Origin of the sequence: Rhizomicrobium sp., from assembly GCA_037200385.1 — a bacterium.
GTDB lineage: Bacteria > Pseudomonadota > Alphaproteobacteria > Micropepsales > Micropepsaceae > Rhizomicrobium.
The window spans coordinates 3639387-3660881 of sequence record JBBCGL010000001.1 but is presented as its reverse complement, the minus strand read 5'-3'; the positions used below and the strand labels follow the sequence as shown (position 1 = coordinate 3660881).

The following is a 21495-nucleotide window of genomic DNA, read 5'->3' as shown; positions in this document are numbered from 1 at the left end:
CCGGCAAGTCAAAGATGCTCGAAGGCTACGTCCGGCAGGATATCACTGCCGGTCGCGGCCTCATGCTCATCGACCCGCACGGCGAACTCGTCGATGGCATCGAGGAGTGGTGCGCCCTTCGCGGCCTTGACCGCATCCGCAGCATCCATGTGCTGCGGCCCGGAAGTGACCGGCTGATTCCGGGTTTCAATCCGCTCGGCGGCGAAGCGGGCAGGGATGTGACGACGCGCGTGGACTACATGGTCGCCGCGTGCGCGCAGGCCTGGGGCGCGAAGAATCTTGGCGAGACGCCGCGCCTCGAGAAAATTCTTCGCGCACTCTTTTACGTCATCGCCCACCATGGCCTCACGCTTGCCGAGGCCCCTGCACTTCTCTTGCCGCACGACCCCAAGGGACTGCGCCGCGCCCTTACCGACGGCCTTCCAAACGAGAGCATGCAGCTCGTTTGGGAGCAGCTGAACGCGCTTCCGCGGCGCGAATTTGCCGAATACGTCGAGAGTACCGCCACCCGCCTCACTAAGTTCCTAGCCTCGCCCGCCATGCGGCTCATCGTCGGCCAGAAGACCCGCGCGATCGACTTCCGCGCCGCTATGGACGAGAGCCAAGTCGTCCTCGTCGATTTGAGCGCCGCCCGCTCGTTCTCGCACGAGAACGCCCGGACACTTGGCGGCCTGCTCGTGAGCGACCTGTTCTATTCGTCGCTCGGGCGTGACCTCGCCATTGCGCGCCAGAAACCCTTCACCCTCTACATCGACGAAGCCTATGACTACCTCTCCGGGAGCGTCGAGCGGCTGCTCGACCAGTCCCGCAAGTTTGGCCTTCATGCCGTGCTTTCCCATCAGCGCATCGGACAGCTCCGGGCGCAGGGCGAGTCCGTATACAACGCCGTCATGGGCTGCACGCAGACCAAGATCGTGCTTGGCGGCCTCTCTGATGACGACGCCGAAATCATGGCGCGCGAGATCATGCGAAGCGATATCAACCTCGCAGTACCGAAGCCTGGCCTCACCATGCCCGTTGTCGTCGGCGAAGAGCGCGTTCGGCTCCGTTCGGGAAACGTGAGCAACGCCCGCTCGCGCGGGGCGTCGCGCACCTCGTCGTTTGGCACGACCGGCGGCGTAACCACGACGCTTGGCGCGTCGGAAGATGAGTTTGGCGAGAATATCCGCGCTGTCGCGAGCAGCGCTCTAAGCGGCGGGTGGAGCGATAGTGTCGGGGAAGCAGAAAGCCACGGCGAAAGCAGCAGCGAGACAAGCGGTTGGTCCGAGACGTTCCGATCTATCCGTGAGGAACGGCCGGTCCAGCTCTACACGCTTGAAGAGTCCTTCCACCTCGCCATGCGCCGTATCAGGGACCTTCCCGACCGGACGGCGCTCGTGAAGCGGCGCGGGCGGCCGGTAGATGAAATTCGGACGCTCGATATTGCGCGGCAGCTCTCCGTGCCCGGGATCACACGGCGCGCCCGCGAGCGGGCCGAGCACCGCGCCGTCTACCAAAGCAGCGTCGCGGCGGCCGAGGCGGAAATCGACGTCCGGCGGACAGCGCTTCTCCCCGCGCGCCCTAGCGAGTCGTTCTGGCAGGCCGAGGATGACCGAGACGCTTGAACCGAGCCGTTCGCGCGCATCCCGACCCCGCTTCAAGCGGGTCGGGGAGCCCGAGCGCATCGAGCTTACCGACGATGATATCGCCATACTCAAATGGGTCTGGAAACTCCGCTTCGTCCGCGCCGACGACTTGCACCGGCTCTTTGATGGGCGGAGCAGTGACAAGCTCTCACGCCGCCTCATGCGCCTCTATCGCAGCGGCATCCTCGACCGCCCGCTCGCGCAGATCGACCGGTATCATCAGGGCGGCTCCAAGGCGCTCGTCTACGGGCTCGACAATGCGGGAGCGAAGTACCTCAAAGACGAGCTCGAAGTTCCAGTTACCGGCTCCGACTGGCGCGGCCGCAACCGCTCCTACACGCGCGAAAACCTCGATCACACGCTAGCCGTATCGCGCTTCATGATTGACCTGGAACTCCTGTGCAGGAAGCGGCCGGAGCTGTCGGTGATTTCATTCGAGGAGATACTGGCGAGGGCTCCCGAAAGCACGCGGAGATCATCGCACCCGGGCAGATGGCGCGTGGATCTCCGCTATCGGAATGTGCACGGCTCCGTGCATATCATTCCCGACGCAATCTTTGGGCTTCGGATACGGAAAGCGGAGGGACGTTCGCTCACAAGCTACTATTTCCTTGAAATTGACCGAGGCACGATGACGATAGCACCATCGCGCGCCGTCCAGGAAAGCGATGCCTTCCTCTACCGGGCTACGATGCTTCGCAAATTCGTCACCTATGCGGAGAGCTTTCGACAAAAGCTCCATGAAGCGCAGTACGGCATTCACATGCCGAAGGTTCTCACGCTCACCACAAGCCAGATTCGCGCGGAAGCGATGCGAAAGGTCGCCAAAGCCGTTGCCGCCGAGCTTGGCGTACCGGAGGAGCTGTTTGCGTTCGGGCTCGACGAGGTGTCGTCAAGAGTAAGTTGAACCAATGCCGTTTACTTGACATATTACAAGTATTTGATAATACATGGGAATCTCCTTTGAGCGTTAGGGTGACTCGCTTGGGGTCATCCTTAGCTCATGGGAGAAATGAATGAGAATACGATTGTCCCTGCGGGGCCTGGTCATTTTCGGGTGCGTCGTGCTGACGCTCAATCTCGCGCTCAACGCAGCCTATTGGCTGGAGAAGCCCGGCCACTGGCCGTGCCCGGCACAGCCAGCGCAAAAAGTACAATACGGCCCGCCCCACTAGGGGGCGGGCTTTGTATAATGTATTTGACACTACTAATGGCTTACGTGGGTGCGGGGGCACATTGAGCAATTTTAACAGGTGGCTATGGGGCGGGATTGGTGGAGGCGTCGTCGCAATAGCGGTCGCACTTCTGACCTCTCCACTTGTTGACCATTTTGTTTTTGGAAAAGATTCTAATAGCAAGCCTCAAGCGCCGGTCACCGTAAGCCCAAAAATTACAGTCCAAGTTGGTGTACCGACTGCATCTGCACCTCGGGACTTTACGGCGGCGATCTCCGGCCTATGGCGGATCAAGCAACTTCCCTGCCGCAATGGCATCCGATTTTTCATCGCTGATAATGTCCTGGTCGTTCGTCCCGTCGAGGGCAATGTTCTCCGCAAATACCAAATCGTCAGAAACGACAGCAATCAGCTCGTTGTTACCAGTGCCGACGGACAAACCACCTATTGGCTCGAGGACAACAGACTGCATTTCTCGTCGCAATCAAGTTCGGGGGAATTCATCCGATGCGAATAGTACTCCGCGTTTGTGCGATAGTTGCCTCGGTTTGCTTTCTGATCCAGGCACGTGCTGACGACACCTCGGTCATCTGCTTAGCGCCGGCGGCGAAATGGCATGAGGAAGGCGCGCAAATGTCGGTCGCAGAGCTAAAGCGAATCGCAGGCGCTGTTAGCCTTGAATGCCCCCAACTTGCAGGTGACCTAAAGGCCGAGATTGCTCGACGAACTGCTCCCGCAAACAAGCCTTTCGCACAAAGCAACGCGCGCAGCGTTAGAGCCACCAATCGGCCGCAGACGCTTCAAGAACCAAACCTTTCTCTCGATTCAACTGACGAGATCGCCGCGAAGTCTCGCCTTTCTGAGCGGTACGGCCTTCTTCTTGAGGGCGCGAACCGAGGGGATTCGGTTGCGGCTCTACTTGTCGGGATTGCGAACGAGAAAGGGCTTGGGACACCTCAAGACGAGAACCAAGCAGTCATTTGGTATCTCGAAGCTGCGAATCGCGGCCTGGCGAGAGCTCAGGTTGAAGTTGGCAGAACGCTCGCAGATGGCATCGGGGTCCCAAAAGACTTACCAGCAGCTGTATCGTGGTATCGAAAAGCGGCAGATCAAAGTGACGCGCAGGGCGAATACGCGCTAGGGCACGCCTATGAACTCGGTTTGGGCGTCGAGACAACACCTTCGATTGCATTTGCTGACTACATGAAGGCCGCAACGCAGGGGCTACCAATAGCCGAAGCGGCCATTGGCTATTGCTACATAAAAGGGGTCGGAGTGACTGCGGACCCAGCGCAGGCTCTTATATGGTTGAACAAATCCGAGACAACTCCGAATTCCACGGCCGAACGTGGCATGGGATACCTTTATTCAGAGGGGCTCGGTGTTCCGCGAGATAACGCACAGGCGATAGTCTGGTATCGAAAGGCGGCGGACAGAGGCGATCCAAGGGCCGAGTACCAAATCGGCCTGCATTTTGAACAGGGACTCGGTGTTACTCGTGACCTAAACGAGGCTTTGAGCTGGTTTCACAAAGCTGCAATTCAAGGAAACGTCGATGCCGAGCAAAGTCTCGGAGATTTATACGGCGGGAGCCGAGAAACACGAGATCAAATTACTCCAAACACGGGAGAAGCTGTTTCGTGGTGGCGGCGAGCAGCTGAAGGAGGGAGTAAGGCAGCCATTATTCCGCTTACCCATGCATGTCTCGATAAATCGAATGCTGATATATTTTCCGAGGGATGCGTGACTTGGATCAAGCAAGCTGCCGATTCGGGAAACGATGCCGCTCTCTATGATCTTGGTCTTGCATATGAGCTCGGCATCAAGCCGCTGACAGCTGATATCGATAAAGCCATAGCGCTCTATCAACGTGCATCAGACAAGGGCAGTTGGAGCGCAAAAAGTCGACTAGGCTGTATGTACTACAAAGGACTCCACGTACCGAAAGACGAAGCACGCGGACTTGCTCTCATGCAACAGGCATTCAATCCACCGGTTGAAACCGGCATATTTGGATATGATAAATGCGACGAAGTCATAAGCGATACGAATTATGAAAACGTCGGCAGCTACTACTGATGTCTTATCGGGACCATAACCGATTTACTCTTCATCCACGCCGTATGCCGAAGGTTCTCGCTTACCGCGAGCCCGGCGGGGGCATCGACGGTGGTGTCTCGATCAGGACCGAAAAGATTCGCGCACGGCCGGCCGGTATCAAGCGCGTGCCGAATACTCTGCAAAATCACCTAAGAGCTTCAGTAGTCGAATCCGCTCACCAGAAGAGCTTGAGAACTTCCCAAACAACATTGACCAGCAGCGCAAGAACAATCGCGCCCCAGACAGCTCTGTGCGAGATGCTCGTGTCGTTGTTGTCCGCAAGTTCGACAAGCGGGAATGTCCACTTCGTGTAGCCAAACAACGCCCGATAGCCATTCAGCAGGAAGAAAAACAGATAGACATATGCTGCGGCGGAGAGAAACGGGTTGATAGAACCTAGGTGATGCTCGATCCAACCAGAGAGCCGCCAGCACACGTATAGCGTGAACGGCACGCCAAATAGTAGTAACCCGGCATCGTATAGTTGGCCACGGTGAAGCCATCGACGGTTAGTCTTCCGCGCCTCGGTGGTCTGCGTGACCGCATTCGTTATCGCCGCCACCCACGCGTCTCTGCTACCGTCAACAAAGAGCTGGCTGCTATTTGCCGTGGGGGCAGAAACCGGGACCGTAAAGTCGATGAGACGCGGCTTCGAGAAATCGAGCGTCAGTTCGAACGAGTGGAGCGGGCGCTGATGGGCAAATGACTGATACGCAGTGATGTTGGTCATGAAAATCGACGCGATCTTGTCAGGACGGTTCGGTGCCGAGAACACGGCATCATCGGCGCCAAACAGCGTCTGCCCATCTCGTCCAATCAGCGACGTTGTCACCTTAAATGCTTCGGTCCTCGCTCGCTCCTTCACTTCAGCGAACTGCTGATCAGTCTGGTTATCGAGCTTCTTCAATGCCGCAATTTCGATATCGGCTTGCTCGGCGAGTTGGGCCTGCAACCTTCTGCAAATTGTTGCCACGTCCGTGAGATCGAGTCTCACGGCTCTAATCGGCACTGTCTTGCGCAAATGATTCGCCATCACCGAATCAAAATGAGGACCGAAGCGAAAGTTAGCAGCAACCCTTGATCACGTCAGCATGATTTGGAATTCCGAGCCAATGCCCCGACGATATTGCATGAAGCGTCGCTACGCACTGGCCCACCAAATCCAGCGTGCTCGGGACGAGCGAAATTCAACTCGGCATGATTGCCGAAATTCTCTACTCGTCTTGGAGTTACTGCTACAATTGAGAACCGTTCTACACACGGTCGATAGGTGCGCAGTTGGTAGAAGATCGCTTCCCAAATGATCCCTTTTTTAGGCGCAACCCCGATATCACCTGGAATGCCTGTATTGGCGTACAAGGCGACGAAGAGAACTACATCGAGGGATACATCGAAGCCGCCACCGAACTCGCGTCATCGGTCATTGGCAAGAATATGCCGGAGCGGCGCGACACGCTGGTGCTGCCGATACTCTATAACGCCCGGCACGCTATCGAATTGGTACTGAAGTTCTGCCTCTCGCGCCTTGCAAGGGCGAAGCTTCTCAAACGCGAGTTCGTTCGAAACCACAACATCCGATCGTACTGGATGATGCTCGATGAGGCAGAGTTGGGCGACAGGGCGCTTAGTCGCCACATCGCGGCACTAAAGCCATTTATCGATAGCCTATCGGCCATAGATCAGGACGGCCAGGAACTCCGCTATCACCGGAATAAATCGGACGACACGAGCATGGCGAACTACTCCCTCGCCAACCTCGTGGTCATCCGCGAAAGCCTTCTCGTCCTCGCGAAAGCGATCTCGGACCTTAGATATCGTCTCGTCGACTACTTCAATGAACGGGCTACCGGCACGTTCACCAACGAGTGCTCGCGTTCCGATCTGCTAGCCATAACAAAACTGCTTCCGCCGATTGCGGCATGGAACGAGCCGAAATTTGACGAAGCAAAAGATGCCATCAAGACGTCGTTCGGGTTGAGCGGAAAAGCGTTCTGTCGGGCTATTGACGCCATCAAAGGTAGCCGAGAAATGCGCACTATGCTCGGCACGGAAACACCGCTCTTGTATATTTCGGATGAGAAAATCGAAGCCGTCATCTCAAAGTGGAATGGCCTGCGGCGGCACAACGTAGGATCGGGATTTCTCGGTGATGCTCGAAAGATCGAGTGGCACGCAGGCGCCGAAGACAGGCGGAAAATAATCAATGACCTCTGTGCGATGCTTACGCCCGAGGAGCTAGCCGACCTGCATGCTGTCTTCTATCTCGGCCGCGATAGATCATTTTTCCCCGAGAACTACGAAGCGGAGGCGGATCGCGTGCTGCATCAAATCAAGGCACGCAGCGATTTCGTGTCAGATGCTGTGTACCTGTTCGACAAGGGCAATCTGCAATCTGCGCTGGCAATAGGACTTTTGAAGCTTGGCCGACTAACGCTTGCGAGGAAGCTGACATAACTTGAATAGGTAGTCCGCTCACGGACCCTTATCGGGCTTGCTCTCCAAATGCGTTTGAAACGCGAACGTCACCAACGCACTTGCCGCGCCAACACAAAGCCTCGCGTGCCGCGCGCTGACGCCCCGAACGCGACCGTCCTTGCCGTGGCCTGTGCCATACAGACCACGGATTTCGGCAAGCCCTTGGACGACTGTCGCTAGATTGCTGAGAAGCCGCTTAATGCTATCGGCACCCTTCGCTGCGTCCGGCACATCGTCTGGCAGCAGCTTCAGTTCCTTGAACACCTTGCGTCCGAGCTGCGGCAAGTCATCCCCTTTCGCATACTCAACGCCTCGCTCTCCCAAGATGGTCTTGAAGCAACTCTCCGTCAGCTCCTTCGCGGTACCGATGGCAAGAGCCGGGTCCGTATCAATCGATGCTTCGATACGCTGGATTTGCTCGCTCATATGCGCGGCATCAAAGCCCTGTGCGATGGACTTGGCATCAGCAAGTCGCGCGGAAGCGGTGACGCCGTGAATCGCAGCGTCCTTGTATGTATATCCATCCTTCGTGAGCTGGTCGGTGAATTGAACGAACGTGGTGGTGTCGGCAGACTGTTTGGCGTAGATTTCCATCCGCCGAATAAAAACCGCCAACACATTCAGGAATTTCCGGGCGTCACTGGCGTTCTTTAAATCTAGGTTATTGAGATATCCCTGCACCATCGTTCGGCGTTGGCCGCCTGCGGCCTGAGTTGGCGCGGAATAGCGCACGCCTTCCGCCTCAAATTCGTTCTCTATCTCACGCAATACGGAATTACTCGACAGATAGTCTGTCAGCATGATTCGTAGGCGGCGGCTGATAAGCTCGTTGGTCACGATAGACTCGTCTCATGCATCGTCACGTCTAGCATAATACAGCCCGAATAGCTCATCGGATTGACCACCGACCGCTTCAAGAACCGGCGACGTGCATGGCATTACGGTTGAGATTCAACCATCATCAGCAATCAAGAATTTCTCGACGGCCTCCCTATGGAAGCAGTAGACAGCCGTGACCGATCCATGCCGTTGCAGCAAGCGCTATGTGGGCGTCGGCGCGGGCGGCGAAAGCGCCGCGATCCAGAATTGGGGCGGGACCGGCAACCGATAGTGCCGACACGCGGCTAGTATCACTGGCCAAAAGCCGCAGGAGTTCGCACTCAACGCCGTAAAGCCATCATTTGCAGCACATGCATCAACGATAGTCTGTAGCAACTCGCTACCATCGCCACCAAGCGGCAAGTCTGCGAGGGCATCGCCGTGGCTATCGTCATTAAGGTACAGGTGATCCTCGCTCTCTTTGCCGGGAAGCCAAAGCTGAAGCGTGCAGTCCTTGAGAGCGTCCGACTTCAAAGCCACCAATTTCTCGAGCATCGCGTGATCCTTAAAGGCCGACAGCCACGCAGCCAGGAGCGGAACGAGGGTGCTACCGGCAAGCGCGTCGCTTCGATACTCGGGGGTGTTGCTTTTAGGATGATCGATCAAGTCCTGATAATCGCTGAGATTGCAGGGGTACTTTCCGTTTGAACGGACCGCAATCTCGAGTCTCTTACTCATCTCGCCAAGCCAGACGTGGATATCGCTGTGTGATGCTGTTGTACGTACCGCGAAGATGAGAAAAAGCGCCACTTCGATTGCTTGGTCATCTTGAATCGGCAGAAATAGTGCGGGATTGTTGTTGATCATCTGCATGCCGACCGCGACGGTCCTGTCGAGAACCACCTGCACGCTAGGTTCAATGGGCTGGCCGCCGAGCGTGGCGACCCAAAACATCCAATGCCCGGTCATCGCAAGACGGCCCAGCATATCAAACAGCTTCAAGTTGATGTCGACAGACGTTCGCGTCGCCACAGCTACCGAGAGCGCATTTCGACGATTTGCATGTGGCGATATCTTGTTTCCAAGATGCGCGCCGATTTGGATGTGCAGATTGATTACGTGCTGCACAACGGTGATCACGGCACGCGCATTAGCTGACTTCTTGCCAATGAAGGGCTTGACCATCTGCCAGAGGTTAAGAAGCGCCAATTCGCTGGCGCGATAAGGTGCGTCAAGATTGTCGATATCACGCGCCCAGACGAACAACACCCATAAACAGATATAAATCTGGCGGGCTACCCGGACGGCACCCTTCTCCGTCTTCGCTCGCGACCGAAAGGCGATCAGAAGCCGTGCGAAATGCTCATAAGCGATCTCCGGCTGATCGACCATCGCGACCGCCTTTTGAAAGCTCGAACGCAGCTCTTTAGGCAGCAATTCTTCACGAAGCACGCCAGTTAGAAGCAGCTCGGCAATCTTGTCGCCGTTCCACTCTTCAAAAGATACTTTCCCTTTAGTGTGCCTCTTCGTGAACTGCGTAACCAACGAGCGTGCGCTCTCGTGAACATCGCCGCCAAAGCAAAGAACAATGACGACCTTAAGCTTTCGATACGCAGCCGGGATTCGTGTCGGGATGTAATCGTCAATGATTTCGTTGAGTGATGGCCGCAGCTTTTGAGAATTGCCGTCCCACTCTTGCCGCGTAAGATCGCCGGGCTTCACGCTGAAGAGGTAGAGCTTTGGCTTCCCCCCTCCAAGGTTGCCCACCGCCGCCACGTCAACGCCACGCTGTGCCGTCCCCCGTCCAGGGCGGGAGATCACATTGAAGCCCAGTTCACTAAGAAGGTCGGGAAGAATCGCATCTAGCTCTTCGCGCTCTTTGAGCGAAGCCACGTAGTCGCGGATCAGGAGCTTCATTTGCGGCGCGTTCTCCGGAACGTCAGAAGCGTCAAGCCGAGGCCAACGGGGTCGATCACTTCCTGTCTTGGCAATTCGAATGAATGGCTGATGGTATGCAGGTCCATGCTCACCGGACGCGCCTTTTCACCCGGAAGGTGCACAAACGTGATTGAGCGTCGGCCGTGAAGCAGCGTCGAACGATGGACCAAATTGAAGAAAACAGACTGCTTCTCGGCATCCTTGCGCACCTTGCGCACCTTGCGCATCATGTCGTGCGCGTGCCGCCGCTCGACGCTGCGCTGATATTCGGAAGGGCGCAGCTCCTTAATTTCCGGGCTGATGTCTAAACCTTTTACGTAGGCTTCGCCCGATTTAAGTGCTGCGCGGACGTGCGGGTAAGCCGCATCGCCCTTCTTGATACTCTTTAGGTAGTCACGAAGCTTGCCGCCGTAGTTGATAAGAAACGGGTCGAAAAGAAGCCCGCCAATATATTTGGCTGCATCCGATCCGCTACCGCGCACGCAAGCAACTAGTATCGAGGCTGCCGTAACCTCGTTGGTGAATAGCCAGCCCAGCGCCTTATAGGCGAGCAATACCTGGTCGTCGTCCGTTAGACCAAGGCCCGCGGTAGAGGTATCAAATGGGACGGCACGCTCGCCGGTTACGAGCATGTCGGACGCTGCTTCGCAGAGTTTCCTGTCTCCGCTAAGCAGCCATCGGACCAATAGCTTAAAGAGCCTGTCGCGATCACCTCCAGCAAGCGCGTGCTGCGTGCTCTTAAACTGATCAAGGTCGAGGCTGCGGTCGCCGGTAGCCAGGGCGTCCGTCAGATAGTCGACAGCAAGATCGCTATCATCTGTTTCCAAGAGATTCTTTAGCGCAAGGTCTAAGCTTCCGATGATTTTCCCCAAAGTCGGATCGGTCATCCGAAGCGCCGTTAGAGCGCGCTCAATGGACGCTCGATCGAATTGCTTCTGATGAAGCCAGAGGGCCTGCGCGAGATTATAGAGCAATGCTGGAGTCGGATTCGTACTTGCTGCAGCAATCGCGCTAAAAAAGTACTTCGGCCCAATCGCAGGAACCGCCTCACAGATTTGCAGAGCTGGCATTAGGGAATTGCATCGCGTGAGTTCATCAAACGCAGAATCGATAAATGGCAAGAGTATCTGTAGGGACTTCTCCGCATCCTCATCGTTCTTCGGCACGATCCGCCCGAGAGAAAACAAGGCGGAGAGTCGCCGTTCATCGGAGTACTTTGCCACGATAGATCGTGCCAATTGCGCGTCGTTCAATGCAACCAACGCAAACGTCAGAAATGCTATGGATTGTACGTCGCCGCTCTCCGCTCCCGTAACAATGCTTTCGGCGCGACGGAGATCGACGGAGCACCACTTTCGGAATGCATCGTTTGGCGTGCTAGCCATAAGATCGGCTCCGCCCTTCGACACCAGAGTACTAACGGCCTTCATAAGCGGCTCAACGGGCGTTTGGAGCCTTGGAATAGCTTCGCAAAAGAAGTGCTGCGAAACGAAGAACATCGATGCGGACAGCGCGCCGAATTGCGCTGATTCGGTAAGCGCCAAAAGATCAATTTGGCCATCGTTGTGAAGCACCACACAGCGACTCAACAGTGAGTTAGGATCGGACCCGTCTGGATCAGAGCGGTTGATGTCCTCGATCAATTCGCCGGATCGACATCGAGCGATGATTTCTGCGTCGGTAGGCGTCATAGTTGTTCAGCGAATCTTCGTGCGTCTGAGTCATATCACAACTTCGACGTCTACTGAGACTTCGCTTTGGTGCACCGTTGAGAAGGACGCAAGCACCAGATTATCTGTATACATGGAAACTATGCGGATTCTGTTCAGTCAAACGGCAATTACTCGCATATCACAGCATAAATAATAGGACTGCTCGGGTAGGACAATCAGGCTGCTCCGGGTGCCAAATCATCGGTAGCTGCTTTTGGCTCTGCGTGTTCCCATATTTTACGAGCATTGGCTGCAATATCATCTAGAAGCTTCGACAGCCAACCAGCAATCTCTGCATCGTTTGATAGGTCAAAACCCAAGCTTGGCAGCGTGTCTAACCGCCTCTGTATTAGTTCGTGGTAATCGCCAATGGTCGCGCGCTCCACGCGTTGACAAGACATCCCCAACGCCGAGAAATGCTCGATGCAACCTTCCGCCCACTCTTTGGTTACTCCTTCGAGGAAGCCGCCGGTCATATCGATTTCGCTTAGCGGTCTGCGCGATCTGTCGAGGCCAGCTACCCTCAATGCAAAGTACTCCCTTCCGAGAAACAGCTGGCGAGGAGTGCGCCGCTCTGACCGCTGAAGATTGAATGGTGTAAGCGCGATATCGACCGCATCAACAATTGCGCCAAGCGCAGATGCCGATGAACGCCGCATTCCATGAAGATTAAGCAATGGTACAAATTGCGAGATGCGCCTAAGAACGAAGGGTTCATCGTCATCGTCGGTCGACATGTACCAACGTCGATAGGCGTCAAACATTAGCGTATCGCCGGTAACTAGCACTGTGCGGACACCGAGTTCGTTATATCGGGCAGCATGACAAACAAGCGCAAGCGATTTTGCATCATTCCATAGCGATGCCTTTTGGCGCGATTTGGTCACGCTCAGCGGCAAATGCCGCCGATACCGTTGCTCCTCCAGAAGCCGGACCATCCAAGCATTCGCATCCCTCGCGATGTCATTGTCCATAGCGCTGCTTGTCGTGCCAAAAGGAACAAAGTGTTCGATTATACCACCTGAAAAAATACGCTGTATCTGCCGCAAGCACTCAATGCCGTCATCGTCAGCTAATGCTTGTGCCGCATATCGCGTCCACAGATATTGCCTTAGAGCGCCTTGTCCTACTCCGAAATTCCGTAACTCACGCAAATCTATCGAGACGTCGAGATCGTCTTCAACTTGTGTCTCGTTAAGCCGCTTATCCAGGTCGAGGTCCGCAAGATCACGAAGCTCACCCAAGTAGACTTCAGTCGGCAAAACAAGATGGCTGGCGGCAGAGGAAGCTTCGCGCATGATGCTGAAAATGCGTTCACCAAGCTCGCCGTAGTGCCACTCGGTCATATGAAAGCGTTTGCCGATTTGCCCCGGCAATTTGCCCGAGAATAGGTATTCCGACGTGATCAAGGCAGTTTGGCTGTTAATTCTGTCGCTTTCCGACGCACCAGTTAGCTGCGGCCAATGGGCGGAATAGAACGTCGACGCAAAGTCACGATACAATTTGGGCCGCGCGAAAAGTTCGAATACGTTTTCGTCGAACACATACTCGATCCTGCCGCCACCTTCACTAAACCACATGTCGTCTCGTTGCCGGTACATGTCGTTGCTGGCTTCGACCATGCGCCATAATTGCCTAATCGCTTTATCCTTCGTGGAAGTATCTCGGCGCGCGCGAGCAGCTGGCCGTTCCGCGCTTGGAAGTAGTGTGTATCCCTGGGATACGCGTGGGCCGCTTTGTGCAGGCACTGCCTGTTTGTCCTTTTGCGCCTTTATCTCGGCTGCTGCATTCCGAATTGACTGAGCAACATCGAGAAACGCGCGATCACGGTCCGACCAAGAGCGTATCGGCTTACCGTCCTTGGGTGCAGCCTTCAGACGTCCAAAGGGAGCCTCATGCCACTCGCATGCGCGCAAAATTACAGGAATTACGCGCAGCTTGCCTCTCCGGTGGAGTTGCATGGCGCGCTTTACTTCGATGCCATAACAATACGCTGAGGCGAGAAAATCGGGCGAAACAAGAAACAGCACAATGTCTGCGCTGTTCAGGTGCTTGTTTATTTTGAGATCAAGCTGGTCGCCAACGATGATTTTAGCGTCATGCCAAGTCTCGATGATGCTCTGGTGTTTTAGCATCGCGAGATGCGTCTCTAGCTGATCTCTGAGCGCAGTGTCCTTATGGGAATAAGAAAAGAATAGCTTTACCACTGCACATCCTGTCACCAGTATCTACAACTCAACCCGAAGAAATCTACTCAAATTACCATCAGTCGGTATACTAGTGAAACAATATGCCGAATTTTGTTTCAATTCACTTAGGCAAGTCAACTCACAAGATTAGGCGCTGGCCTTTCATTGCTTATTGAAGCGCCATGAAGTGGTCGCTTTACGATGCAAGAGGCAGAAGAAAGTATCTCGTCCCTATTGAGCGAGATGCGTTTCTCGGTGCGGCAGTTCGGATCGGCGGTCCAACCTCGACATTCTGCGCCGTCCTTGTGTTCACGGGCGCCCGGATCACTGAAGTGCTCTCACTCACAGCCGAAATGATCGACGACGCCAACGGCGCGATCAATTTTCACACGCTAAAGCGCCATCGGAGAAAGAGCGGCGAGCCGCCGCCGCCCACCGTTGTCGTCCGCAGCGTGCCGGTGCCAATGAGGCTTCTTCGGCACATCGAGTTAGTGCATCAGCACCGCGAGCGGCAACGCAGCCCACGACTAGCGACAACCAGATTATGGGAGTGGAGCCGGACAACAGGATGGCGGCGAGTGAAGGTGGTTATGTTGCTTGCACGTGTGCCGGGCTTCATCGCAATGCCAAAAGCGGTTCGACATGCGTTCGGTGCTGCCGCAACGACGAGAAATATTACCCTATCGATGACCCAAAAGTGGCTAGTGTCCTGATTCAGAAGTTCTAGCGTTTTTGGCTTGGTAGTTGGCGATCTTCAGGGTTGCGAGACAGAAGCGCTTGATGGAGGCCAGGATGTCGTCTGCGGTCTTTGTCCACCGGAAGGGCTTTGGGTCGTCGTTGACGCATTTGATGTAGTCGCGGATCGCGGCTTCGAGCTGGCGCGTCGAGCGGTGGGCGCCACGGCGGATTTTGCGTTCGCTCAGATCGGCGAAGAAGCGTTCGACCTGATTGATCCAAGAGGCGGAAGTGGGCGTGAAGTGGACATGCCAGCGCACACGCTTGGCCAGCCAGCGGCGGATCGCCGGCGTCTTGTGCGTGGCGTAGTTGTCCATCACCAGGTGGATGTCGAGATCGTCCGGGACATTGGCCTCGATCTCGCGCAGGAACTTCAAGAACTCGCTGCCGCGATGGCGCGCGAAGCATTTGCCGATCACCGTTCCGCTTGCCGTATCGAGGGCCGCGAACAGCGACAAGGTTCCGTGGCGGGTATAGTCGTGACTGCGCCGCTCGGCTTGTCCGGGCCGCATCGGCAGCAAGGGTTGCGTGCGATCCAGCGCCTGGATTTGGCTCTTCTCGTCGACGCACAGAACCAGCGCCCGCTCCGGCGGAGCGAGATAAAGGCCGACGATGTCGCGAACCTTCTCCACAAACAGCGGGTCGCCGGAGAGCTTGAAGGTCTCGCTGCGGTGCGGCTGAAGACCGAAGGCCTGCCAGATGCGGTGGATCGTCGAGGGCGCATGACCAACCGCCCGCGCCATCGAGCGCAAGCTCCAATGGGTCGCGTTCGCCGGTGCCGCCTCCAGCGTCAGACGGATCGTCTCGGCAATCTCGTCGTCACCGATCTGGCGCGGTGCGCCCGGACGCGGCTCGTCGTAAAGCCCCTCCAGGCGCTTGGCCGCATAGCGCCGACGCCACGATCCCACCGTGTTCTGGCTCGCCCCAAGCCGCTCCGCGATGACTTGGTTCTCAACTCCGTCCGCCGCCATCAGGACAATTTGCGCACGACGCGCCAGTCCCTGTCCCGTCTTGCGCCGCCGCGCCAATCCCTCAAGCTCTCGCCGTTCCGGCGCGCTCAACTCAATCGCGGGTGCAGGCTTGCCCATCCATCATGCCCTCCGAATCACTCAGACATGATCTCAGAAACTTCTCGATCAGGACACTAGGGCATGCCGACATCAGGACAACGACGATATATACAACTGTCGTTGGGCGGGAGGAGCGCGCACTGGCTAGAAAGGCATGGGGGAGCCTTGAGCGAAGGCTGTAATCCAATCTAGCTCCAGCTTCTGAGCTTGTTAGTCGGGGCTGATTTCGCGTAGCGAAGCCGCCGCCCCACTCATACAATTCATACGAGAGCGCTGATTCACCGCTCGTCGACAATTCGAAGAACTGCCGATAGAGATCTCCCAATGTGGCAGGCATTCAAAGGATTTGTAGACGCGAACGTAAACGTGTTCGTAGTCGTGGGCACCGTACTCACGGCGCTAACACTATTTAGCTCGTCCGTTCGGGGCATCATAGCTCGGTGGGCGCATATTGCTGGTTCTCGAGCGGTTGTACGGCCACCTAACGACACAATACCCGAGGCGAAGAAAATAGAGCCTGCTGTCGCGGTGGACGGAAAGCGGGCGATACTGACATTCGACCTATGGCTGGCGCGCCTTTGGTTTGCGGCGCTATCAAATCTTTACTATTGGGTACCTCGGCTTCCATATCAGGTGCCGGAGGGATCGCCCGTCGTAGACAATGGGATATATAATGGAATGCGTAATTCCGCCGACTTTTTCTCACATCGATTCCAAGAGGCGTTTCCCGCAGTACGAAGTAATACGTCGTTTACGTCCCCATCAGACATTTCGCATCGCCTATCTCTCCTGCTTAAGCAGCCCTTGTCCGCGTCAAAAGATGACACCGAAGTCTATCGTACTCCGCTCTGGTGGTTTCATGGCCGGGGAAACTTGCACATCAAGCGGTTTGTACGAATAAAGCCACGCGTTTTTCTGCTTCGGCCATATGGAAATGGATATTGCAAAGATTGTTGCGGTGCCCGGCGCAGATTATTGGCAGAACTTTGTATACGTCGAGTGCCGCCCGCTGCCGCAAATTGGCTTATATAACGACACGCCAGAGGATATCGAGCGACGGAGAAGGCTCGGGTTGGCGTATGAAGAATATGCAGTGTGTGGCCATCAAGTTTTTACGCGCGATCAATATGACGATGGGGGCTACGTAGCAAACGGACGCGTGCGACGGTTCAGGCGAGACCCCGATATCCGCCTTCGGTATGTCGCTCCATACAATTTCATAATCTCCTCAAAAATGTTTCCGGCGAATGTCGCCTCGTTGGATGACAGACTTACGAGAATGTTGGATGCTTGCCTCGAAAATCCGGCGGCGTTTAACAAGCTCGTTGCTTGGATTTTGACCCTCCCGAAACGCCCTGATCGCGGCGAGGACTAACGTTTAACTGGCGGGCCAGTTGAAACAAAATTCGGCATATTGTTTCAATCTTGGGGGCAGCTATGCGGGCAAAAGCCTGGGTGTCGGTAATAGTGGCCTGCGTGGCGGCCGGTGTGCCGCCTGCAAATGCAGCCTTCCCAAAATGCGCGGACGTGGAGCGGACAGTCTCAGTAGACGTTGCCAGATTTGGCGTCCTGACCTGCGTAACGTCGCGGGGAGCCGCCATCCGCGGGTCGCAAACACTCTTGTTTGCGGACAATTTCCTCATGGTGACCGCCCAGGTATCTCTCCCGACCGGACCCGGGATGATCCGTTCGTCGGCAGTCGTGAAGGACTTCTCGTCCGTCACTATCGGCGCTGCCGAAGAATGGTGTCCCGGTATGTTCGAGGTGCAATTGACGTGCGCGCGGCCTGCCTGCGCGATCATGTCGAACGGAAACGCCGAGCACCCCTTTCGCAATCACGTTGACCACATCGGCATACCGCTAAGCGATCCGCTCGCACGCATTCGCGTGTCGGGAGCTTTGCGGCAGATCATCGAGGGCCGGTGCGCGTCGTGATGCGGTATGGGGCGGTGGCACTGGTGGGGCTGATTGCGCTTGCCGGATGCGGGCCGAGGCAGGCCGAGCTTTCAGATTCGGATGCCGCTGCTCAAATCCGTGCGCGGCTGGAAACAGCCCAGTTCACGTTCTATGACGGCAAGCAATATCCCTGCTCCGATACCTTCACCATCGAATCCGTCACGGTTACGGACAAGTCCGTGACGGACTCCTCGGCCACCGTCGAGGTCGAGGCCGCACTCGTTTCGAAGAAGCCGCTTGATGGAGGCGCGCTTATCGAAAGCCTATGCTTTGGCGTTACGTGGAACGCGCCGTTCGTGGCCGGACAGCGAGGGACGTGGAAAAGCAGATATACCTTCGAGCGTTGGCAATCCGGTTGGAGGCTTTCGTAGCGTGGGAGCTTTGGCTTGGCCGATTGAGAACGACCCCGGCGAAGCGCCGGGGTCGTGTTGTTAAGGGTCGTCGTTTCGCGTCGCAAGGTACGCCAAGTACTCGAACGCCTCCTGTGCCTTGCTCGCGGCTGTGAAGATCGCCTTGGGGTCGCGCTTCAAGACCGTGAGCCAGGTGGAGACATAGGCGGCGTGGTCGAGCCGGGGCTCGCTAACGACTCCTAACGCCGAACACGCAAACGCAGCCCCAATCTCCGCAACAAGCTCCTCCATCGCATACGCTTCGCTTCCGAAGCGTTTCCCCATATCTCGCCCAAGGCGATGCGAGGCACCGGTCCAGTGCGTGAGTTCGTGGAGGAGGACGCCGTAATAGGCTTCGAGCGGCGAGCTGGTGTCCGTGCCGACAAACCACGCGCGCATGGGCATCTCGATACGGTCCATGTCGCTTCGGTACTTTGCCATCCCATATCCATGCTCGATGCGAGCGCCAACGGCCTCGATGAATGCCTCGGCCTGCTGGTGGGCTTCGAACGGGTCAACCTTAGGAACGGCTGAGGGAACGAAGCCGTCCACCTGTTCGGCATTGAATACGTGGGACCTCTTTGCGACGAACCGCTGCCGATCCTCGCCCTCGCCGCCCTGCGCGCCCGCATCTCCATCAAGGCGCTTGTAGAAGACGATGGGTGCGCCACGTTCGCCTTTTCTGACCTGGGCGCCGAGCTGCTGCCACTGCCTGTAGCTGGCCCATTGGCTGCTTAAATATCCGCGCTCCATGGCTTCAATCACAACGCCAGAATGTTGACGCCCCGATAGTATGCGGTCGTCGCGGCGTTGATTGGGGCACCAAGGCCGGGCGCGTGCCATGGTCGTTCGAATTTATCGGCGCCTGCTTCGACCGCAGCGACAATCTTGGCGGTTACGGACTCGTATACGTTCGATCTTGAATGAACTTCGCTCATGAACATCTCCCGTGCACCGCGGGAGCGCCGGACCATTCCGACGCTCCCAAATGCGCGGGAGCGCCAGTCAGCCCAGGTAGTAGCGGGCAACGTAGTAGGTGATCGCAACAGCGGCTGCGTTGAACAACGACTGCGAATACCCCTCGGGCATCCACGGTTTGCGTTCTGCTGGAAGCCGCGGCCGAAGCGCTGGAATCTCGTCAGCCACGGCGCGCGCGACCTCTGCTCGCGTCGTTGCTCCGCGAGCAGCAAAGCAAGCGCGCACGGCCGAGCGCGGAAACACGCTCGTCCTCATTCCTGCGCAGTGCGCTAGGTGCAGCATCGAGCGGCTTAGCTCCGTTGCGCGAACGCCCCGGCTCTCGCTCGCGTCATCAACATCTTCAAGAACGAGCGTTTCGGGATGGTTTCGCGCGAGAATTCGTTCGAACCGGGTCAAGAGGCGGGTCGAGCGCGATCGTCGTATGCTCACGATCCCCCAATCGAGTGCGGACCCTGGGCCGTCGAACAATATCCAGCCATAGCCGCGTGTCGTGGGGTGAACCGCAAGAACGAGATTTGGCGTGAGCGCGGGATTCATGCGGCTGGCGTGCTATCGCCGCAGTCCTGAAGGGCGCGAAGGAAGGCCAGCTTGTGTGCGCTGTCCCGATAGGGCCTGCGGCGGAGTTCGGTATCGAGTTCGGCGGCTCGCCGAACCACTTCCTTATGTACTTGGGCAAAGCTGTCGGGGAACGCGTCGCGCGGGCTCACATCGAATATCGCTTGAAGGGCGAGCAGGAAGTTGAAGGTGGGACGGACGCCTTGCGCTTCGAATTTGCTGATGGAGCTCTTGGTCGTGCCAAGAAGCCTCCCAAGCTCCTTTTGCGAAAGGCCAGCGTGACGCCTGCGCTTAACGAGATGGGCAGGAATATCTTTGATTTGTGACATGGGAATGCGCTGTTTATTAGAGGTGGCGCAGGCCCATGATTCCAGCGAGGAGAAAACCGCTGTAGAAGTGAAAAGTGGAATGCCGCGATACCACGCGACAGTGTCCGAGCACCATACCGGGCGCAGATGAGATTTTGCTAAAGTTTCCGTGATGGATTGCTCAAACCGAGCGCTGGATTATCCCGTGCCGCTCGGCAAGGCTTGCGACGCGGGGACGCTCGCTCGCCGGCACGACGTATATGCCGCCCGAGCGTCGTGTCGATAGGTGAAGGCGCGCGCGGATCGTGTAGCCGACCCACTTGCTTGAGACGGGCGCGCCATACTCGTCCTGGTGCTCGGCGTTGAATCGTTCCGCAATAGCGCGGACCGGAACATGACCGCTCGTCGCCATAAACGCTGCCCAGGTAGCGGCAAGAACGCGGACTTCGGGAGAGGCGTGGCGCTCGGCATCGAAGTCCGCATAACGGGCAAGAATTTCGCCTTCGACGAGCGCCCAGTCGCGCGGATCCTCGATTAGGGCCAGGAGTGCAAGCGCCGTCTGGTTGAGGCGAGGATTAGCGCTCGGAATTGCCCGTGCGCTGTCGCCGTCGATGGCGAAGAACTCGCTGAGCCGGAAGTGCAGAAGCCGGTTACGAAGCGCGAGCGCTTCCTCGGCAAACGAGGACGGCAGCTGCACGGGAATGTCGTCCCGCAACGTCCGCATGCCGGTGTCCTCCGTGATGAATCGGCTTTCGAGGGCGCGGTCCTGAAACGTGCCGCGCATGGCAATGAGCTTCGGACCGAATACCCTGAAGGCGTGCGGATTTAACTCTTTGTGCCGGTTTTGGATGGTGCGCAGTACGGGAAGACCGGCGGTCGTGCCGTTGTTGAGTATCTTGGTGAGGTCTGCCCGCGCGTCGCTTTGGGGAAAGTCCGCTTCATCGAGGATGAGCGTGCCGCCAAAAGTATCGAGGATGTGAAATATCGGCGACGTGGTGGACGCGCCGGATGCGAAAAACGGGCGGTAGCAGAGGGAGCCGATAACGAGGAGCGCGCGGGTCTTGCCTGTGCCGTAGTCGCCCCGAAGGCGTAGATAGCCAAGCTCCCGGAAACGGTCGTGCACCCAGGTTAGCAGGATGTAGTAGGCGGCGATTGTCTCGAATCCCGGACTCACATCGAGGTAGCGCCGCACGAACGCCCTGATATCCGCGATCAGCTCCGCCTGCGTACCATACGGCTCGGGTGCAGACGGAAGAAGGACGCACCCGCTCGTCAGGAGGTTGTTCGATGCGGCGTAGGGGACAAGCACCTCGCCCGTCTCAATGCGGACCTCCTGCTCGGCATTCCAGAGCCCGCCAAAGCGCGAGACGACGAGCGCCGTCTGCCGTTTGCGCTGATCATACGTCAGTTCGACCAGCGTGTCGGCAAGGACGCGCGACACCGTTGGCACTCTCGTTGGTTCGTTCATGCG

At 57.0% G+C, this 21495-nt stretch carries 19 protein-coding genes and 1 pseudogene; 8 read left to right on the top strand and 12 right to left on the bottom strand.

The genetic code is table 11. The features are described from left to right. Positions 1–14: 14 nt before the first annotated feature. Positions 15–1604, top strand: coding sequence for a type IV secretion system DNA-binding domain-containing protein (locus tag WDM91_17525; protein MEI9996402.1), 1590 nt, complete (start codon positions 15–17; stop codon positions 1602–1604). Then, positions 1588–2532, top strand: coding sequence for a replication-relaxation family protein (locus WDM91_17520; GenBank protein MEI9996401.1), 945 nt, complete (start codon positions 1588–1590; stop codon positions 2530–2532). Before WDM91_17525 ends, WDM91_17520 begins: the two co-directional genes overlap by 17 nt. A 548-nt stretch (positions 2533–3080) precedes the next feature. On the opposite strand, the gene WDM91_17515 is transcribed toward WDM91_17520, so the two are convergent. Beyond that, a complete protein-coding gene (locus WDM91_17515) occupies positions 3081–3272 on the bottom strand; it encodes a hypothetical protein (GenBank protein ID MEI9996400.1) in 192 nt (63 codons plus the stop codon). 161 nt (positions 3273–3433) lie between these two features. Here WDM91_17515 and WDM91_17510 point away from each other — a divergent pair, with 161 nt between their 5' ends. Then, a complete protein-coding gene (locus WDM91_17510) occupies positions 3434–4879 on the top strand; it encodes a tetratricopeptide repeat protein (protein ID MEI9996399.1) in 1446 nt (481 codons plus the stop codon). Between the two features lie 196 nt (positions 4880–5075). On the opposite strand, the gene WDM91_17505 is transcribed toward WDM91_17510, so the two are convergent. Next, positions 5076–5894, bottom strand: a complete 819-nt coding sequence (locus WDM91_17505) for a hypothetical protein (GenBank protein ID MEI9996398.1) — start codon at positions 5892–5894, stop codon at positions 5076–5078. 284 nt (positions 5895–6178) lie between these two features. Between WDM91_17505 and WDM91_17500 the strand changes: the two genes are divergently transcribed. Continuing rightward, positions 6179–7354 carry a hypothetical protein gene (locus WDM91_17500; protein MEI9996397.1) on the top strand — a complete coding sequence of 392 codons (1176 nt, stop codon included), beginning with the start codon at positions 6179–6181 and terminating at the stop codon, positions 7352–7354. An 18-nt stretch (positions 7355–7372) separates the two neighbouring features. Here the strand turns inward: WDM91_17500 and WDM91_17495 are convergent, their stop codons facing one another. The 4 genes from WDM91_17495 to WDM91_17480 form a co-directional block, all read right to left on the bottom strand. Then, entirely contained in the window at positions 7373–8212 is an 840-nt protein-coding gene (locus WDM91_17495) for an abortive infection family protein (GenBank protein ID MEI9996396.1), read from the bottom strand. Positions 8213–8416: 204 nt separating this feature from the next. Next, on the bottom strand, positions 8417–10111 hold the full coding sequence (locus WDM91_17490; protein ID MEI9996395.1) for a hypothetical protein: 1695 nt from the start codon (positions 10109–10111) through the stop codon (positions 8417–8419). Beyond that, the gene (locus WDM91_17485) at positions 10108–11823 is read right to left on the bottom strand and encodes a hypothetical protein (GenBank protein MEI9996394.1); all 1716 of its coding nucleotides are present in this window, start codon (positions 11821–11823) and stop codon (positions 10108–10110) included. The genes WDM91_17490 and WDM91_17485 overlap by 4 nt, the downstream gene beginning before the upstream one ends. A 197-nt stretch (positions 11824–12020) precedes the next feature. Then, the gene (locus WDM91_17480; GenBank protein MEI9996393.1) at positions 12021–14051 is read right to left on the bottom strand and encodes a toll/interleukin-1 receptor domain-containing protein; all 2031 of its coding nucleotides are present in this window, start codon (positions 14049–14051) and stop codon (positions 12021–12023) included. Between the two features lie 164 nt (positions 14052–14215). Between WDM91_17480 and WDM91_17475 the strand changes: the two genes are divergently transcribed. Continuing rightward, positions 14216–14746 (top strand): hypothetical protein, encoded by a 531-nt coding sequence (locus WDM91_17475; GenBank protein MEI9996392.1) that lies wholly within the window; start codon positions 14216–14218, stop codon positions 14744–14746. On the opposite strand, the gene WDM91_17470 is transcribed toward WDM91_17475, so the two are convergent. Beyond that, positions 14735–15856: an IS630 family transposase gene (locus WDM91_17470; GenBank protein ID MEI9996391.1), complete on the bottom strand. Its 1122-nt coding sequence runs from the start codon at positions 15854–15856 to the stop codon at positions 14735–14737. The two genes, WDM91_17475 and WDM91_17470, sit on opposite strands and share 12 nt — an antisense overlap. Before the next feature lie 916 nt (positions 15857–16772). Between WDM91_17470 and WDM91_17465 the strand changes: the two genes are divergently transcribed. The 3 genes from WDM91_17465 (at position 16773) to WDM91_17455 (ending at position 18165) form a co-directional block, all read left to right on the top strand. Then, entirely contained in the window at positions 16773–17213 is a 441-nt protein-coding gene (locus tag WDM91_17465) for a hypothetical protein (GenBank protein ID MEI9996390.1), read from the top strand. A gap of 266 nt (positions 17214–17479) precedes the next feature. Further along, on the top strand, positions 17480–17773 hold the full coding sequence (locus WDM91_17460; protein ID MEI9996389.1) for a hypothetical protein: 294 nt from the start codon (positions 17480–17482) through the stop codon (positions 17771–17773). Further along, positions 17761–18165: a hypothetical protein gene (locus WDM91_17455; GenBank protein MEI9996388.1), complete on the top strand. Its 405-nt coding sequence runs from the start codon at positions 17761–17763 to the stop codon at positions 18163–18165. Before WDM91_17460 ends, WDM91_17455 begins: the two co-directional genes overlap by 13 nt. Before the next feature lie 60 nt (positions 18166–18225). Here the strand turns inward: WDM91_17455 and WDM91_17450 are convergent, their stop codons facing one another. The 5 genes and pseudogenes from WDM91_17450 to WDM91_17430 all read right to left on the bottom strand — a co-directional run bounded on the left by WDM91_17450 (position 18226) and on the right by WDM91_17430 (position 21492). Then, positions 18226–18735: a zincin-like metallopeptidase domain-containing protein gene (locus WDM91_17450; GenBank protein ID MEI9996387.1), complete on the bottom strand. Its 510-nt coding sequence runs from the start codon at positions 18733–18735 to the stop codon at positions 18226–18228. 72 nt (positions 18736–18807) lie between these two features. Continuing rightward, a pseudogene (locus WDM91_17445) lies at positions 18808–19121 on the bottom strand (ArdC family protein). Between the two features lie 67 nt (positions 19122–19188). Further along, positions 19189–19698, bottom strand: a complete 510-nt coding sequence (locus WDM91_17440) for a hypothetical protein (protein ID MEI9996386.1) — start codon at positions 19696–19698, stop codon at positions 19189–19191. Beyond that, entirely contained in the window at positions 19695–20045 is a 351-nt protein-coding gene (locus WDM91_17435; GenBank protein ID MEI9996385.1) for a helix-turn-helix transcriptional regulator, read from the bottom strand. The genes WDM91_17440 and WDM91_17435 overlap by 4 nt, the downstream gene beginning before the upstream one ends. A gap of 160 nt (positions 20046–20205) precedes the next feature. After that, positions 20206–21492, bottom strand: coding sequence for a hypothetical protein (locus tag WDM91_17430; GenBank protein ID MEI9996384.1), 1287 nt, complete (start codon positions 21490–21492; stop codon positions 20206–20208). Positions 21493–21495: the final 3 nt, after the last annotated feature.

Coding starts and splice junctions, on each gene's coding strand:
- WDM91_17525 (MEI9996402.1), top strand. CDS start 15: ATGCTCGAAGGCTACGTCCGGCAGGATATCACTGCCGGTCGCGGCCTC.
- WDM91_17520 (MEI9996401.1), top strand. CDS start 1,588: ATGACCGAGACGCTTGAACCGAGCCGTTCGCGCGCATCCCGACCCCGC.
- WDM91_17515 (MEI9996400.1), bottom strand. CDS start 3,272: ATGCAGTCTGTTGTCCTCGAGCCAATAGGTGGTTTGTCCGTCGGCACT.
- WDM91_17510 (MEI9996399.1), top strand. CDS start 3,434: ATGTCGGTCGCAGAGCTAAAGCGAATCGCAGGCGCTGTTAGCCTTGAA.
- WDM91_17490 (MEI9996395.1), bottom strand. CDS start 10,111: ATGAAGCTCCTGATCCGCGACTACGTGGCTTCGCTCAAAGAGCGCGAA.
- WDM91_17485 (MEI9996394.1), bottom strand. CDS start 11,823: ATGACGCCTACCGACGCAGAAATCATCGCTCGATGTCGATCCGGCGAA.
- WDM91_17475 (MEI9996392.1), top strand. CDS start 14,216: ATGAAGTGGTCGCTTTACGATGCAAGAGGCAGAAGAAAGTATCTCGTC.
- WDM91_17470 (MEI9996391.1), bottom strand. CDS start 15,856: ATGGGCAAGCCTGCACCCGCGATTGAGTTGAGCGCGCCGGAACGGCGA.
- WDM91_17465 (MEI9996390.1), top strand. CDS start 16,773: ATGGATATTGCAAAGATTGTTGCGGTGCCCGGCGCAGATTATTGGCAG.
- WDM91_17460 (MEI9996389.1), top strand. CDS start 17,480: ATGGTGACCGCCCAGGTATCTCTCCCGACCGGACCCGGGATGATCCGT.
- WDM91_17440 (MEI9996386.1), bottom strand. CDS start 19,698: ATGAATCCCGCGCTCACGCCAAATCTCGTTCTTGCGGTTCACCCCACG.
- WDM91_17435 (MEI9996385.1), bottom strand. CDS start 20,045: ATGTCACAAATCAAAGATATTCCTGCCCATCTCGTTAAGCGCAGGCGT.
- WDM91_17430 (MEI9996384.1), bottom strand. CDS start 21,492: ATGAACGAACCAACGAGAGTGCCAACGGTGTCGCGCGTCCTTGCCGAC.